The 16,486-nt window shown below is 50.7% G+C and carries 17 protein-coding genes; 9 read left to right on the top strand and 8 right to left on the bottom strand.

Features of this window, described 5'->3' with window-relative positions; all coding sequences use genetic code 11:
• Positions 1-48: 48 nt before the first annotated feature.
• Positions 49-702 (top strand): enterobactin synthase subunit EntD, encoded by a 654-nt coding sequence (gene entD / locus G4551_RS06845; protein WP_003835660.1) that lies wholly within the window; start codon positions 49-51, stop codon positions 700-702.
• Here the strand turns inward: entD and G4551_RS06840 are convergent.
• Positions 677-1,396: a GNAT family N-acetyltransferase gene (locus tag G4551_RS06840; RefSeq protein WP_003835662.1), complete on the bottom strand. Its 720-nt coding sequence runs from the start codon at positions 1,394-1,396 to the stop codon at positions 677-679. The genes entD and G4551_RS06840 overlap by 26 nt on opposite strands.
• Before the next feature lie 142 nt (positions 1,397-1,538).
• On the opposite strand from G4551_RS06840, the gene G4551_RS06835 reads away from it, so the two are divergent.
• Together G4551_RS06835 and G4551_RS06830 are read left to right on the top strand one after the other, a co-directional pair.
• Entirely contained in the window at positions 1,539-2,657 is a 1,119-nt protein-coding gene (locus G4551_RS06835; RefSeq protein WP_003835665.1) for a YbdK family carboxylate-amine ligase, read from the top strand.
• A gap of 66 nt (positions 2,658-2,723) precedes the next feature.
• Positions 2,724-2,972: a DUF1158 domain-containing protein gene (locus G4551_RS06830; protein WP_003835669.1), complete on the top strand. Its 249-nt coding sequence runs from the start codon at positions 2,724-2,726 to the stop codon at positions 2,970-2,972.
• Between the two features lie 21 nt (positions 2,973-2,993).
• On the opposite strand, the gene G4551_RS06825 is transcribed toward G4551_RS06830, so the two are convergent.
• Entirely contained in the window at positions 2,994-3,335 is a 342-nt protein-coding gene (locus tag G4551_RS06825; RefSeq protein WP_003021996.1) for a RamA family antibiotic efflux transcriptional regulator, read from the bottom strand.
• Positions 3,336-3,352: 17 nt separating this feature from the next.
• Entirely contained in the window at positions 3,353-4,465 is a 1,113-nt protein-coding gene (locus G4551_RS06820; RefSeq protein ID WP_003835671.1) for an MBL fold metallo-hydrolase, read from the bottom strand.
• A 189-nt stretch (positions 4,466-4,654) separates the two neighbouring features.
• Between G4551_RS06820 and G4551_RS06815 the strand changes: the two genes are divergently transcribed.
• From G4551_RS06815 to G4551_RS06800, 4 genes are all read left to right on the top strand, one after another.
• Positions 4,655-5,236, top strand: coding sequence for a TetR/AcrR family transcriptional regulator (locus tag G4551_RS06815; protein ID WP_003835677.1), 582 nt, complete (start codon positions 4,655-4,657; stop codon positions 5,234-5,236).
• Positions 5,236-5,604, top strand: a complete 369-nt coding sequence (locus G4551_RS06810) for an MmcQ/YjbR family DNA-binding protein (RefSeq protein WP_003835679.1) — start codon at positions 5,236-5,238, stop codon at positions 5,602-5,604. Before G4551_RS06815 ends, G4551_RS06810 begins: the two co-directional genes overlap by 1 nt.
• 119 nt (positions 5,605-5,723) lie before the next feature.
• Complete coding sequence (gene nfsB / locus G4551_RS06805; RefSeq protein WP_003021982.1) at positions 5,724-6,377, top strand: oxygen-insensitive NAD(P)H nitroreductase; 654 nt, start codon at positions 5,724-5,726, stop codon at positions 6,375-6,377.
• Positions 6,378-6,441: 64 nt separating this feature from the next.
• On the top strand, positions 6,442-7,686 hold the full coding sequence (locus tag G4551_RS06800; RefSeq protein ID WP_003835682.1) for a mechanosensitive ion channel family protein: 1,245 nt from the start codon (positions 6,442-6,444) through the stop codon (positions 7,684-7,686).
• Between the two features lie 3 nt (positions 7,687-7,689).
• Here the strand turns inward: G4551_RS06800 and G4551_RS06795 are convergent, their stop codons facing one another.
• The 5 genes from G4551_RS06795 to pheP all read right to left on the bottom strand — a co-directional run bounded on the left by G4551_RS06795 (position 7,690) and on the right by pheP (position 13,755).
• Complete coding sequence (locus tag G4551_RS06795) at positions 7,690-8,670, bottom strand: LacI family DNA-binding transcriptional regulator (RefSeq protein WP_003835685.1); 981 nt, start codon at positions 8,668-8,670, stop codon at positions 7,690-7,692.
• Between the two features lie 77 nt (positions 8,671-8,747).
• Positions 8,748-9,899, bottom strand: a complete 1,152-nt coding sequence (locus G4551_RS06790; protein ID WP_003835687.1) for a Gfo/Idh/MocA family protein — start codon at positions 9,897-9,899, stop codon at positions 8,748-8,750.
• A complete protein-coding gene (locus G4551_RS06785) occupies positions 9,896-10,924 on the bottom strand; it encodes a sugar phosphate isomerase/epimerase family protein (protein WP_003835689.1) in 1,029 nt (342 codons plus the stop codon). The genes G4551_RS06790 and G4551_RS06785 overlap by 4 nt, the downstream gene beginning before the upstream one ends.
• Positions 10,925-10,939: 15 nt before the next feature.
• Positions 10,940-12,181 (bottom strand): MFS transporter, encoded by a 1,242-nt coding sequence (locus G4551_RS06780; protein ID WP_003835691.1) that lies wholly within the window; start codon positions 12,179-12,181, stop codon positions 10,940-10,942.
• A gap of 179 nt (positions 12,182-12,360) precedes the next feature.
• A complete protein-coding gene (pheP, locus tag G4551_RS06775) occupies positions 12,361-13,755 on the bottom strand; it encodes a phenylalanine transporter (RefSeq protein WP_003021979.1) in 1,395 nt (464 codons plus the stop codon).
• A 246-nt stretch (positions 13,756-14,001) separates the two neighbouring features.
• On the opposite strand from pheP, the gene G4551_RS06770 reads away from it, so the two are divergent.
• Entirely contained in the window at positions 14,002-15,177 is a 1,176-nt protein-coding gene (locus G4551_RS06770; protein WP_003021972.1) for a coiled-coil domain-containing protein, read from the top strand.
• A 616-nt stretch (positions 15,178-15,793) separates the two neighbouring features.
• Complete coding sequence (locus G4551_RS06765) at positions 15,794-16,372, top strand: LuxR C-terminal-related transcriptional regulator (protein ID WP_003835695.1); 579 nt, start codon at positions 15,794-15,796, stop codon at positions 16,370-16,372.
• Positions 16,373-16,486 lie beyond the last annotated feature (114 nt).

Here is a 16,486-nt window from a genome sequence, read left to right as displayed (position 1 = left end):
AACGTTTCTCCCTCTCCTCGCTACGGGGAGAGGGAAACAATAACGACGATGCACACAACGCACACACCACTCACTTTCGCAGAGCACACGCTGCACATTGTCGAGTTCGATCCCGACAGCTTCCATGAGCACGACCTGCTCTGGCTCCCCCACCATACTCAGCTTCAATCCTGTGGGCGTAAGCGTAAAGCTGAGCACTTAGCGGGGCGTATTGCCGCAGTACATGCATTACGTGAATACGGTATCAAAACTGTGCCTGGCATCGGCGGGCAGCGACAACCGCTGTGGCCACAAAAGTTGTTTGGCAGCATCAGCCACAGTACGTCAACTGCGCTGGCGGTGGTATCGACGCATCCCGTCGGACTGGATATAGAAGCTATTTTTACACCACAAACCGCAGTTGATCTGACTGGCGGCATTATCGATAACTGTGAACAACGGCTTTTACAGTTCAGTTTGGTTCCCTTTCCGCTCGCCTTAACCTTGGCATTTTCCGCCAAAGAGAGCGTGTATAAAACATTTTCCGCGCAGGCATCAGAGCTGCCGGGTTTTGCCAGCGCCAAAATAGTTGCACTCACAGCGACACACTTAACGGTGCAAATCACCCCGTCATTTTCGCAAAACCTCGCCGGACAGGAAGTTAATGTTCGCTGGTTTCAGCATGATGAAAACATCATTACTCTGTGTGAAGCGACTTTGTAACAAAGTCCGCCATTGACCGGCGTTGCCGCCCGTGTTCATCAAAGTTCTCCGCCGCCAGCCAGCGCTGTAACACGGCATCACACTGGGGCCATTCGCCGTCAATCATCGATAACCAGTCGCTGTCGCGATTGCGACCCTTGCGCACAATCTTCTGGCGAAAGCGTCCTTCGAAGATAAACCCAAGGCGCTCCGCTGCCCGTCGAGAAGCGGTGTTCAAAGAATCGCATTTCCACTCCACGCGACGATAACCCAACGCAAACGCCTGGCGCAGCAGCAGCCAGATGCTTTCGGTGCCAAGTACCGTATTTTTCATGCGCGGTGACCAGGTCACATGACCAATTTCGACCGAACCGTGCTCTCGTTCGATCGCCATAAAACACACCAGTCCGACGGCACGTCCGAAACGCTGCTCAATGACGGCATAGGGAACCAGAGAGGCATCAGTGGATTTCCCCTCAACCCAACAAGCTGCAGCCTCAACGCTTGTGGGGCGAGAGCTTGCAAGCCAGGTCCAGTCGCGATCGTCCGGTGCCTGCGCGTAGGCATCAAACAGATCGGCGGCATGGCTGTCGGCATCCAGAGGAACCAGTCGACAATATTGACCGACAAGCGTTTCCCGTGGCAGTACGGCAGCGCCATTCCAGTCCGGCACAACATCGCCGACGGTCTGCCCATAAAGATTTATTTCCGGCACGATTCAACCCCAGTTGCGAAGTAAAAAATAGTTATAACACCAGCTATTTCACCTTCAAAGCGTCACCAGGGAATATCTGACAACGAACAGAAAATCAGCCGCCCTTCTATACTGATTAAAAATCAACGCTGAAGAGAGTCTTATGCCACTTCCCGATTTTCATGTTTCTGACCCTTTCACGTTAGGCATTGAACTGGAAATGCAGGTGGTCAATCCTCCAGGCTACGACCTGAGCCAGGATTCTTCCCGGCTGATTGACGCCGTAAAGCCGCTGCTTACCGCCGGAGAAGTCAAGCACGATATCACGGAAAGTATGCTGGAGATGGCGACCGGAGTTTGTCGCAATATCGACCAGGCGAGTGCTGAATTATCCGCCATGCAGCAGATAATCACGCGGGTTGCTGCAGAGCAGCACCTCGCCATTTGTGGCGGGGGTACGCATCCATTTCAAAAATGGCAACGTCAGGAAGTCTGCGATGACGAACGCTATCGGCGTAACCTGGAAAATTTCGGTTATCTTATTCAGCAGGCGACGGTATTTGGCCAGCATGTGCATATCGGCTGCGCAAACGGCGACGATGCCATATACCTTCTGCACGGCCTGTCGCGATTTGTTCCGCATTTTATTGCGCTCTCTGCCGCTTCACCTTATATGCAGACGTCCGACACGCGGTTTGCCTGCGCGCGACTGAATATATTCTCCGGATTTCCCGATAATGGCCCGATGCCATGGGTGAATAACTGGCAGGAATTCGAGGGGCTATTCCGTCGACTGGCTTACACCAGCATGATTGATAGTATTAAAGATTTACACTGGGATATCCGTCCCAGCCCGCACTTTGGCACGGTAGAGGTTCGGGTAATGGATACGCCACTGACCCTTGATCATGCGGTCAATATGGCAGGGCTTATTCAGGCTACCGCCCACTGGTTACTCACCAAACGGCCGTTCAAGCACCAGGAGCGTGATTACCTGTTGTATAAATTCAATCGTTTTCAGGCCTGTCGCTTTGGTATGGCGGGAATCATCACCGACGTCAATACCGGCGACGGTTGTCGCTTGTCAGATGACACATTGCGACTACTGGAGAATGTTGCGGTCTCTGCGGATAAAGTGGGCGCGGCCAGCGCGATTGAAGCTATACACCTGCAGGTTAAAAATGATCATGATGAAGCACAAAACATGCGTGACTTCGTCGCCGAAGGCGGGTCACTGAGTGGTCTGGTGAAAAAACATTGTGAGATTTGGGCCGGGCTGTAAACGTGGCGTTTGCGTTGCCCACAGAGATCCCGGACAATGGCTTTTTAACTCAAGTTTAACAATACCATGAAACACCCGCTTGAATCACTGATGACCGCCGCCGGGATCCTGTTGCTGGCATTTTTGTCCTGTCTGCTGCTGCCCGCCCCATCAGTTGGCCTGGTACTGGCGCAAAAATTCGTGGCCACCTTTCATTTGATGGATCTCAACCAGTTTTATACTTTGCTGTTTTGTCTGTGGTTTTTACTGCTGGGGGTGATTGAGTATTTCGTTTTGCGCTTCATATGGCGGCGCTGGTTCTCGCTGGCGGATTAGGCCCGCGAGAACCCTTAGCTGTTAATGCGTTCGGCTATGATTTTCTTTGCGATAAGCGCCCGGCGGCTGGCTGAACGTACGGGTGAAAATACGCGTAAAGGTCTGCTGCGAATCGAATCCGTATTTCAAACAGATGTCGTACACTTTCTGGTCGGTATCGCGTAGATCGCGCGCGGCCAGTAGCAGCTTGCGTTCCCGAATGTAACGCCCGAGGCTTTCGCCTTTATACTGCATAAAAAGACGCTGCAGGTGCCATTTTGAATATCCCGCATGGCGTGCAATATCATCAATGCGCAATGGTTGATTCAAATTATCATCAATCCATTCAACAATCGTATCAATTACCTGAGCAGAAATCGTCATCATGCTCTCCCCTGTATTCATTGAGTCACCTGTTGCCACCAGGCCGTAAACAGTTGGTCCGGTGCGGACAGTATTACCGGTTCACCCAGCATTGGCGTCAGCAATCGGTAATCGTAACGACGGCTGGCAAGCGCCAGTCGTTTGTAAGGATCATCCCAGGTATGTTTCGCCAGAACGAAACGACCTGCATGCCCTGGTAGAACGGCTTTCGCATGCAGATCGACCGCAGCCTGTGCCGTCTCTTCCGGCATCATGTGAATAAACTTCCAGTCATGGTCATACTGGCCGTTCTCCATAATCGCCAAATCAACCGAGCCAAACTGCTCGCCGATGGCTTTAAAATGCGGTCCATAGCCGGAATCGCCGCTGTAATAAACGTTCTGCTCCGGCGTTTCAAACATGAAACTCGCCCATAGCGTCTGATTGCGCTTGATGCCTCTCCCCGAAAAATGACGGGCTGGCAACGCATGAACGATCAGCGAATCCGTTACTCTGATGGATTGATTCCAGTCCATCTCGTCGATTATCTCGCCGCGCATTCCCCAATAACGCAGATGTGACCCTACGCCAAGCGGCGTAATCACCCGCTTAATTTTCGGCATTAACGCCTTGATCGTGGCGAGATCCAGATGGTCATAGTGATCGTGCGAGATAATGAGCAGATCGATCTCCGGCATCGTCTGTGCGGACCACGGATAATCACCGGCAAAGGCTTTGTTCAGGAATGAAAGCGGTGCGGCATAGTTGCTAAACACGGGATCGATCAGGATACGTTGACCCGCCAGCTGCAAATACCACGAAGAGTGACCCAGCCAGACAAGCGTGTCCTGCTCTGGAGATAACCCGGCGAGATCGGTCGCCACCAATGGCAACGGATGTGCTGGCCGCGCATTTTCGCGCTTAGCGACCAAAAACTCCCACCAGGCAGCCAGCATACTTTTGTTGCCGGTATAGCCCGGTGTTGGTACCTGGTTATGAAACTGTCCATCACGATAGTGCGGTGACTGTTCAACCTGACTCAGCTGTGCCCCTTTCGGTGCCTGACCAAACCCGGCATTGAGTAAAAACGGTAAACTTGCAGCTGCGCCAATGAGCATAATAACAACCACACAAACTGTGAGACGCTTCATATCCTGACCTTAAACACGCCCCCTTTCCGCTGGTTTGCGTGACTGACTCTTGATTATGAGTGAGTAAGCACTCATTATAGAAATCGAAAGTTCGCCGTCAAGATGATTTTCAATCTTTGACATTCACCGTTGCGGTGCTGCAAAGGCCGTGATTCAATCATGCTTTTTACAACTTAAGGGTAAAGTGTAGTGGCTCGTCCGAAGAGTGAAGACAAAAAATTGGCATTACTGGAAGCTGCAACCACAGCATTTGCACAATCAGGTATTGCGGCGTCTACCGCCGTAATTGCCCGCAATGCAGGTGTTGCGGAGGGAACGTTGTTTCGCTATTTCGCGACCAAAGATGATTTAATCAACGAGCTTTACCTCTTTTTAAAGCACGATCTCTGTCAGTCGATGATGGCAAATCTGGATCGCTCCGTGACCGATGCCAAAACCATGACTCACTATATCTGGAACAGCTACATTAGCTGGGGCCTGAACCATACCTGTGGGCATCGCACGATTCGCCAGTTAGCCGTTAGCGAGAAAATCAGCAAAGAAACAGAACAGCAGGCCGACGATATGTTCCCGGAACTGCGCGATCTTTGTCATCGCTCCGTGCGACCTGAGTTTATGTCTGACGAATATCGAGCTTTCGGCGATGGCCTTTTTCTCTCTTTGGCGGAAACCACCATGGAGTTCGCAGCCCGCGACTCTGCCCGGGCCAAGGAATACATATCGATGGGATTTGAAGCGATGTGGCGCGCACTAACCCGCGAGGAACAATAATGGACGGCCAGACACTGCATACCTGTGCGAAACGCCTTGCGCTCGAACTGCCTTTTACCGAACACTGCTGGCCATTCGGCCCGGAATACGATGTTTTCAAGGTTGGCGGAAAAATTTTTATGCTGGTCTCAGAGCTACGCGGACGCCCGCTGGTTAACCTGAAATCAGACCCGCAAAAATCACTGTTAAACCAGCAGATCTACCCCAGCATTAAACCCGGCTATCACATGAATAAAAAGCACTGGATCTCGGTCTATCCGGGCGACGACATTACCGAGTCATTACTGGCAGAGCTGGTGAATGATTCCTGGCACCGCGTCGTTGACGGCTTGCCGAAGCGGGATCAAAAACGCCTGCGTCCAGACTGATTTATCGTTAACCCCGATAAGTGTTTTTGCATTTTCCTGTCTTATCTTTTTCCTGCTAACCCTGTACCCTGCTGAAACAAAACGTACCCGCAGGGTATAAAAAACCACCAGGAGTAGTTATGGATATTGTTTCTGTCGCCTTAAAACGTTACTCCACTAAGGCATTCGATCCGACTAAAAAACTGACCGCTGAGCAGGCCGAAAAATTAAAAACGCTGCTGCAGTTTAGCCCATCCAGCACCAACTCTCAGCCATGGCATTTTATCGTTGCCAGTACTGATGAAGGTAAAGCGCGTGTGGCCAAATCCGCAGCCGGCGGCTTTGTGTTCAACGAACGTAAAATGCTGGATGCTTCCCACGTAGTAGTGTTCTGCGCCAAAACGGCGATGGACGACGCGTGGCTGGAGCGCGTGGTGGATCAGGAAGAGAGCGATGGCCGCTTCGCCACCCCTGAAGCTAAAGCTGCAAACCACAAAGGTCGTACCTTCTTTGCTGATATGCATCGCAAAGAACTGAAAGATGACAACCACTGGATGGCAAAACAGGTGTACCTGAACGTTGGTAACTTCCTGCTGGGCGTTGCAGCAATGGGTCTGGATGCAGTGCCGATCGAAGGCTTTGATGCGGCGGTGATGGATGCAGAGTTTGGTCTGAAAGAAAAAGGTTTCACCAGCGTAGTGGTGGTCCCGGTGGGTCATCACAGCGTAGAAGATTTCAACGCCGCGCTGCCGAAATCCCGCCTGCCGCTGGAAACAACGCTGACGGAAGTCTAGTCCCCGCATTTGCATAAGCTCCGCACAGCGGTCATCATAGACCGCTGTTTATTAAGGAGACGTTATGCAGGAATTGATATCTCAGGTAGAAGAACTCGGCATTGAAATAAATCACACCACTTCGCTGGTGATGATTTTTGGCATTATTTTTATCACCGCCATTATTGTTCACGTTATTTTGCACTGGGTGGTATTACGCGCATTTGAAAAACGCGCCAGCACCAGTTCCCGTCTGTGGTTGCAAATTATCACGCAGAACAAATTATTCCACCGCCTGGCGTTTACGCTGCAAGGTATCATCGTCAATATACAGGCCACGCTCTGGCTACAAAAAGGCAGTGAAGCGGCCGATATATTAGTGACTTGCGCACAGCTGTGGATCATGATGTACGCCCTGCTGTCCCTGTTTTCTCTGCTGGACGTTATTCTTAACCTGTCACAAAAGCTCCCAGCCGCATCCCAATTACCCTTAAAAGGTATATTTCAGGGTATTAAACTGATCGCCGCCATCCTGGTCGGGATCCTGATGATTTCCCTGCTGATAGGTCAATCGCCGGCAATACTGATAAGCGGCCTGGGTGCCATGGCAGCCGTGCTAATGCTGGTATTTAAAGACCCGATTCTCGGTCTGGTGGCCGGAATACAGCTCTCGGCCAACGACATGCTTAAGCTTGGCGACTGGCTGGAAATGCCGAAATACGGTGCAGACGGTGCTGTTATCGATATTGGTTTAACCACCGTCAAAGTACGCAACTGGGATAACACCATCACCACGATCCCCACCTGGTCACTGGTATCAGACTCTTTTAAAAACTGGAGCGGAATGTCGGCTTCAGGCGGTCGGAGAATTAAACGCAGCATCAGCATTGATGCCACCAGCATCCATTTTCTTGATGAGGATGAGCGTCAGCGACTGCATAAAGCACACCTGCTGAAACCGTATTTGACCACGCGTCACCAGGAAATCGACGCGTGGAATCAGCAATTAGATGCGCCTGAATCGGTATTGAATCACCGCCAAATGACCAATATTGGCACCTTCCGCGCTTATCTGAACGAATATTTGCGTCATCACCCGCGTATTCGCAAAGATATGACGTTAATGGTGCGCCAGCTTGCGCCAGACGATCACGGATTACCAATCGAAATTTATGCTTTTACCAATACGGTGGTCTGGCTGGAATATGAAAGTATTCAGGCTGATATCTTCGACCATATCTTTGCCGTGGTCGAAGAGTTTGGCCTGCGCATTCATCAGTCGCCTACCGGAAACGATATTCGCGCACTGTCTGGCGCGTTTCAGCGATAACGCTCAGGTACTGGCGCGTGAAATATAGCGCCAGTCCATCATCACCCTTTCCGTCTGCGCGTCAGGATTTTCTATTTTATTCAGCAGCAATCCTACCGCTTTGCGGCCTATATCCCGCGAGGGCTGCTCAATGGTCGAAAGCTGAGGGGAAACCATTTCTGCCAGTTCCGTACCGTCGAATCCAACGACGGCGATATCCTGCGGGATCTGTAATCCGGCATCGAAAATAGCTCGCATCGCACCAGCGGCTAACGTGTCCGATACGGCAAACACCGCGTCGGGTTTCACCTCTGCGGCAAGGAATGTTTTCATCGCCGCAATTCCTGCGCTGGAACTTAATTCACTGGCGTATTCCACGGCCTGATATTCAAGCGACAGCGCATGTAGCGCCGCTTTATAGCCGCGTTCGCGTAACCGGGCGTATTTATAACTTAGATCATGGTTGATTAAGGCAATGCGTTGGTAGCCCTTTTCCACCAGGTGAGATATTACCGACTGTGCAGCGTCAACATCGTTAATCCCGACGCAGGAAACCGCACCTTTATCAGCGTATTCCGCACACTGAACCCAGGGCGCGTCGCCAATCAGCGTAGTCAGTTCCGGTAATTTTGAGAATGCATCCATGGTGATAATGCCATCGACGATTTTCCCCGACAGCAACTTCAACGCCGATTTTGAGCGGGCTGTATCCGAGCCGGAATTACACAGCAAAATGCGATAGCCATTCTTCTCCGCCTCCTCTTCAATACCTTTAACAACCTCTGCACAAAAAGGGTTGGCAATGTTGGAAACCATTACCAGAATCATCGAACTACGTGCCGTACGCAACTGACGCGCCAGCAGGTTGGGCTGATAATTGCTTTCTTTAATAGCCTGTAGCACGCGCTCGCGATTTTTGGCTTTGACGGTATCGCTGTGATTCAGCACACGCGATACCGTCGCCACTGACACACCGGCAAGCTGAGCGATTTTTTGAATAGACATAACGACAACACATCCTGCGGTTTACGCTTTGCGTTGAGGCTACCATAAAATCGCCGCCTGGCGAACCGGATGCGTGTTTAGCGCTGTACTGATATCCAACGCTGCTGCTGATGGCTTTTTATAATTGCATCAATGACATACATCACATCCGCGCCATCAGAAAATGACGCAAATCGACGCTCCGCCGTCGCGGGCATTTTGCCTGCCGACACCGCCTGATAAAACTGCTGCATCATATTCTTGAACGCATCCGGCCAGCCCTCAATATGCCCGCCAGGAAAGTGCGCACTGGCAGCAACATCCGCATTCATCAATCCAGGGTCATCCGTCAGGATCTGGTTCGCCTGCTGACGGTGCCCAACCCAAAGCTGTTGCGGCGTTTCCTGATCCCAGTGCAGTGAACACTGGCTACCGTTAATTTCAAAGCTCAGGTGATTCTTGCGCCCTGCACTCACCTGCGAAACGCTAAAGCAGCCTTTACTGCCATCATCAAAACGTACCAGCACCGATCCACGATCTTCCGTCGTAACCGCTTTATCCTCAAATTGCACATCAGCCATTTGCTGACCAAACGTAGCGTTACTGGCAATGCTGGCTTTACGTACCGGCCAGACGATAGCCAAATCTGCCATCACCTCGACAATACGTTTTCCAGTCACGAATTGCACCGTGTCACACCAGTGTGAACCGATATCCGCTATCGCCCGCGAATTGCCGCCCTGTACAGCATCGACCCGCCAGTTGTAGTCAGTCTCCAGCAGCATCCAGTCCTGCAAATAGCTCCCCTGAACGGCAAACAGACGGCCTACGCTGCCGCTTCTGACCATACTGGCCGCCTGCTGCACCATTGCAAACTGACGATAGACAAAGCTCACGCCGTGCACCACTCCCACCTGCTGTGCCAGCCTTTCCAGTTCACGAGCCTCATCCGGCGTCATACACAGCGGCTTTTCTGAAAACACATGCAGGCCCGCGCGTAAAATCTGCCGATTGATGTCGGCATGCAGATAATTCGGCGTACAGTTATGCACTACCTGCAGTCCGGGATGCGCCAGCAGCGCCTCAACGCTGCCATACGCATGAGGAATATGAAGAGCATCTGCACGTTCCTGGGCAACCGCCAGCGAGCTATCACAGAGCGCCACCACGTTCACACCGCCGAGTCGACGCAATGCCTCAATATGTGCAGGTCCAATAAATCCGCTACCAATAATGCCAACCTGTATCATTTGCGTACCTCATCGCCAGCGGCGAAATCATCAAATGCGCGTGCAGAAACCGGAATAATATGGCGGCGTATAAAATCACTCCCCTCACGCGCCCCGGTTTGCGCGTCTTTCAGGCAACACTCCCATTCCAGCACCGCCCAGCCAGGGAAATCATATTGTGTGAGCTTGCTGAAGATCGTTTTGAAATCGACCTGCCCGTCCCCCAGGGAACGGAAACGCCCGGCACGATCGAGCCACGGCTGGTAACCGCCATAGGCACCGCTACGGCTACTGGCGTGGTACTCAGCGTCCTTGACGTGAAACGCTTTAATGCGGGAATGGTAAACATCGATAAATCCAAGATAATTCATCTGCTGCAATAACAGATGGCTAGGATCATAGAGAATGTTGCAGCGAGGATGATTATCAACCAGCGCCAGAAAACGCTCAAACGTCACGCCATCGTGCAGATCTTCGCCGGGATGGATCTCAAAGCAAACATCCACCCCATGATGATCAAAGCGATCGAGAATCGGTCTCCAGCGCCGCGCCAGCTCCAGAAAGGCCTCTTCAAAACGCTGACGATTATGCGGTGGCCATGGATAAAAGAAAGGCCAGGCGAGCGAACCTGAAAACGTGGCATGCGCAGTCAGCCCCAGTCTTTGCGAAGCCGCAGCGGCCTGGTGTAAGGTTTCGATGGCCCACGCCTGTCTGGCCTGCGGATTAGCGCGTACAGATGGCGGAGCAAATCCGTCAAAAGCGTCATCATAAGCCGGATGGACTGCAACCAGTTGACCTTCAAGATGGGTCGATAATTCGCTAATCACTAACCCATGCCCGGCCAGCATCCCGCGAATATCATCACAATAGGCCTGACTTACAGCAGCTTGTTCGACATCAAACAGCGACTTGTGATTACACGGGACTTGTAATGCCTTATAGCCCAGCTCCGCTGCCCATTTTGCCACGCCTTCCAGGGTGTTAAATGGCGGGCGTTCCCCGATAAATTGCGCCAGAAAAATGCCAGGCCCTTTGATGGTTTTCATAACCCCTCCTAAAAATTACGCCTGCTCTTTATCGTCATACTTGAAAGAGAAAAGGAAAATCACGGCAATGACTGCGGCAGCTACTGCCGGGATCCACCAGAATGTGGTCCATGCCTGAGGCACGGTTTGCCCCGCCACCAGCCGGTTGTAAAGTGCGCCTGAAATTTGCGAGCCCAGCAGCATCCCGATCCCATAGGTAAACATGACGATCATGCTTTGCGCCTGACCTTTTACTTTTTCCCCGGCGATACGATCGGTGTAAATAAAGCCGACCACGAAGAAGAAGTCGTAACACACGCCGTGCAGCAGAATGCCGAGATACAGCAGGAATCTGCCCTCTTCGCTGATGCCGAGGGCAAAGAAGGCATAACGCACGAACCAGGCGCACATCCCGATTAACAGCATGTATTTCACGCCCAGGCGTCTGAACAGGAAAGGGATTACCAGCATGAAGAAAATTTCAGACATCTGACCAAATGACATCGCCGTACTGACGTCGCCAACGCCCGCATCAGCAAGAAACGACGCGGTATATGCGTAATAGGTTCCCAACGGCACAGAGATGAGCGTCGCGCAGAGTGAGAAAACAAAAAAGTGACGAACCTTGAGTAAGGCGAAAGCATCCGCACAAAACAGATCGCGAACTTTTACCGGCAGTCCTTTCGCCGGTGCTGGTGTGTTGGGCAGCGTCAGGCTGTAGAGTGCCAGAATCACAGAGATAATCGCCGCCAGCGTAAAGATGCCGGTGGTGTCTGAAATTCCGGTTACACCGATAAAGATCCCCGCAACAATCCAGCCAATGGTGCCAAACACCCGCACCACCGGGAAGGTTTTGTCCTTATCCGACAGGCTATGAAAAGCAATGTTGTTAGTAAGCGCCAGAGTTGGCATATAGCACAACGTGTAGCCAAACAGCAGACCAATCAACAGCGCGCCGTTTTGCGCCACCAATGCCTGCGGAACAAACCACAGGATTGCCGCACCAGCAAGGTGCATCACTGCCATCACCTTTTGCGAGGCAAAGAAGCGATCTACCAGCATCCCTAAGACGAACGGCGACAGAATAGAAGCAATGGGCCCGGCTGAAAACGCATCCCCAATCAATAGTGACATGTTGTGCTGGCTCATCACCAGCCCCAGCGTGACGGACCAACTTCCCCAGATAAAGAACTGTAAGAACATCATTAGCGACAGCCGGGGCACCAGCAGCCGGTACTGTACGCTCTGTTTTCCACTACTTTCGGTTGTTGACACCATTTTTGCCCCACCCTTAAAAAGTAATCGATTACAAAATAGATTCAATAGAAAAGTAATCGATTACAAAATAAAGATCCTGTCAGCAAAAGCAAAATTGCGAGAACGGTCACGATAAACGTTGAGGGAGGATCCGATCCCATCCTGACGATGGGATCGGTAGCAACAAGATAGGTAGAAACTTAGCGGGACTTACGACGCAGCAGTTTGAAGGCCACAAACAAGAAAATGATCCACACTGGCAGCAGGATAGCTGACAGGCGCATCTCATCCATCGTACACATCAGCACCAGGATCATGCCAAGGAAAGCAATACACAGGTAGTTCCCTGCTGGATACAGCAGCGCTTTAAACTGCGTGTCACGTCCCTTGCGACGCATCGCCGCCCGGAATCGCAGATGTGCCAGGCAGATCATAATCCAGTTCAGCAGCAGCGTCGCCACCACCAGCGCCATCAGCAGGCTAAAGGCCTTTTGCGGCAGCACATAGTTGATCAGTACCACCAGCGACGTAATAGCACCGGAAAGGATCAGTGAATTCACCGGTACGCCGCGACGGCTGACGCGGGTTAAGAACTTCGGCGCGTTCCCCTGAACCGAGAGACCAAATAGCATACGACTGTTAGAGTAGACGCCACTGTTATACACCGACAGCGAAGCCACCAGGATGACAAAGTTCAGCGCAGAAGCCACCACGTTGCTATCAAGATTATGGAATATCATCACAAACGGGCTGCTGTTGGATTTCACTTCCACCCACGGGTATAGCGCCAACAGCACCACCAGAGAACCGATGTAAAACAGCAGAATACGGTACACCACCTGGTTTACCGCCTTTGGAATGCTTTTCTGCGGATCCTGCGCTTCCGCGGCGGTAATCCCGATAAGCTCCAGCCCGCCAAAGGAGAACATAATCACTGCCAGCGACAGAATTAATCCGTTCCAGCCGGTAGCAAAAAAGCCGTTGTAACGCCACAGGTTATCGATGCTTGCATGTTCCCCGCCGTTACCGGAAAACAGCATCCACACGCCAAAACCTATCATGCCGATAATGGCCAGCACTTTAATCAGTGCGAACCAGAATTCCGTTTCGCCATACAGACGTACGTTGACCAGATTGACGGCGTTGATGATCACGAAGAATGCCGCGGCCCAAATCCAGGTCGGGACATCGGGCAGCCAGTACTGCATATAGATCCCGGCCGCTGTCAGTTCCGCCATACCGACCAGCACAAACATCACCCAGTAGTTCCAACCGGACAGAAAACCCGCGAACGGTCCCCAGTATTTATAGGCAAAGTGGGCAAAGGATCCGGAAACGGGTTCTTCCACTACCATTTCGCCCAGTTGACGCATGATCAAAAAAGCGATGATCCCGGCCACACCGTAACCCAGTAACACCGCAGGTCCCGCCATCTGAATAGCCGGGCCAATGCCCAAAAACAGGCCCGTACCAATTGCACCGCCCAGTGCAATTAACTGAATATGGCGGTTTTGCAACCCTCGTTGAAGCGTCGGCTCATTTGTTGACGCGGCATCAGACACGCTGGTGTCAGATGCAGTTGACGCGTTTTTCACGCCCTTCCCCTGTGTCGTTTTTATTGAAGGGGCTTCTTTTAACATTTCAACCTGGTTGTCGCAAGGCGCAATAAGGACCTGCCGTGCCTGTAGCATTGCGTTTGTTCATAATTACGGTGAATTATTCTGGACGAAAAGGCATGACAGGCCACAGAATGCGCTTTACTGTTTTTCTAACATTTTCAAACGGGTGAACCTGTTGTACTTCAGCCACTCGTTTTTGAGTCAGGCCAGGCAACGACTGTCATGAATAAGATCATCAAACGACTGGAAATCGTCAAAAGCGCTATTGAACTGGAAGATGAGGAAATTATTTTCCAGCAGGTGGCGCATCTTAAAAATGAGCCGTTATCCGTCGTGCCAGGCACCATTGTGCAGGCGATCGAAGAACGACGCTTTAGTGATGCCCTGCGTGAAATCTCGGCCTGGCTGCAATCTCAACGGGCAGTCTCTACGTGGCAGGATCCAGCCATTGCCGCCAGTAAGCTGGAACTCAAAGCGCTCGAAACACAGCTGCGTGACCTGATCGATAAGCGCAACACGCGCATTCAAATCCTCGATGATTTCAACGATCTGTATCACCTTCGTCTTGGACCGCTGATGAGCCGCATTCTCGAACTGCGTAAACAGCTCGCCGCCAGCGCCCAGCGCAAACAGGAAGCGGAGCGAAAACGCCGGGAAAAAGACTATCAATCCTGCCAGCACTATATTTCCCAGGCTGTTGATCAACTGGCAAGGCTCAAGCAGCACTGGATGAACCAGAATTCAGATTCGCGCGAATCGGTGGAAACACGCCAACGTATTCAGCAACAAACGGAACTGATTACCGCCCTTCTGGCGGAGATTCGTGAGTTGGAAAACGACTTTTCTCGCCAGGACGACAGCGCAACCCGTCAGGCACAGGAAGAGGCCAGCCATGAATATGATGAATATCAGGAGCAGCAGCAGGATGCGCAGCATCGTTTTAGTCGTGACCAGCGGCTTTCCTCTGATGAACGTAATGAGCTAAAACGCCTGTGGCGTCAGGCCAGCCGTCTTTGCCACCCGGACGTGGTAGCCGATGATCTGAAAGAGAAAGCGCATCAGATGATGGTGCAGCTTAACCAGGCACGCCAAAATGCCGATCTTGCCGCCGTCCGGGCGCTACTAACTCAATTGCAAAGCGGCCTCGAACCGATGATGGCGAGTGACCGATTGAACGATTTGCAGCATTTACGCAGCAAAATACAACAGCTCAGAGAACACATTAACGCGCTGCTGAAAGAGATTACCGAACTGGAAGCGGAGAACGCCTGGCGGCTTGCCACCTCCGTGACAGATAAAGAGGCCTACTTCTCCGATCAACAACGGGCGCTTACGGAAATCCGCAATACGCTGGAACAACAGGTGCAACAGGTTGAGCAGGAGCTGTTGGCGGGCTAAGCGCTATCGCTAGCGCATTAAGACAAAATGACACCTGCAAGCCAGATTTCAACATTAGGCACAAAAAGACCAAAAAAGGATAAAACACTAATCACTTGCTTTAACGCAGTAATATCATCTGGAATAATCCTATTTTTAGCCGATAGGTGTAAATTCGGCAATATTTCCCTCTTCTCCTAACCTTCCACTTCCTGCGTCCTGGCCAGGATTAAGAATTCTCCTATCCTCAATTAATCCCATGAAGAAAAATGAGTATCTTATTGAAATTAAAGCCATTACATATAAATACCTTTCTTTAACCCTAGGAATACACTGCCTTTATACAAACCTCCTTCTTATTATTATCCCGATCCATAAGCGAAATCTATCAATCATTTACGCAGAGCTGAAATAAACGATTTATCTTAAATTTTAACAAAGTGTAATATCCACTTTAAGGATAGTTAATGATTCTAATTAATACAGAGAATTTCTGTTTGATCTGGAATTAATAAGGATACGTTCACAGCACAGAACGTTATACGAGATTTAATTAACATTTCACGCGTCGCAAGAAACTCTTTTTTAACCTAAAAAAAGAGGCGACTGCTTGCACCAAAATTTCAAGGAGATCGTTATGTCAAAAGCTATTTTTTTGGGTGACTCAATTTACCCTTGGCTAGGCATGCGAGAAATCCTACGTGGCTCATCATTATTTATTGATATCACGTACTACTCCTCCCAGACACTTTCTGCTGTCAAAATGCTCCCTTATGAAACGGATTGCATCATCATTAATCCTGACAAATCAGATTTTTTAAAATATGCCAGGATTATCCGCAACATGGCTTTGCGACCTGTCACCAAAATTATTGTTTTGGCAGATGAAGCTACCTTTGCCATTTTTCAAACCGTTTGCGGGAAGAACATGCAATTTCTCGATCAAGACACCAGCCTTGATCAGCTATTACAGACCGTCACACGTATCACGCAAAACAAAAAACAACAAAGTATCAAAGAACTACACACAAAAATTACAGCTAACGAATTTAACGTAATGATGATGCTTGCCCGAGGATGGTCACTGACACAAATCGCCGGGGCATCACAAAAAAGTGAAAAAACCATCGGGGCGTACAAAAGCAATATTGCCAGAAAACTCGGCAAAAATAACACCCGGCTCAAGTACACCATTTCCCACTATAGCCAGCCGTAACTGACTTATTTAAGGACAATTATCACGGTTATTATTTAAAGAGGTTTTCTTCCGGATCGCTTTTTTAATTCCGCATCGCACGGAAGGAAACCCTATTTCCAAAATCCATTACCG

It is taken from the genome of Citrobacter freundii ATCC 8090 = MTCC 1658 = NBRC 12681 (assembly GCF_011064845.1).
Classification (GTDB): Bacteria; Pseudomonadota; Gammaproteobacteria; order Enterobacterales; family Enterobacteriaceae; genus Citrobacter; species Citrobacter freundii.
The sequence above is the reverse complement of the archived record's forward strand: the minus strand, read 5'-3'. Positions and strand labels throughout refer to the sequence as shown.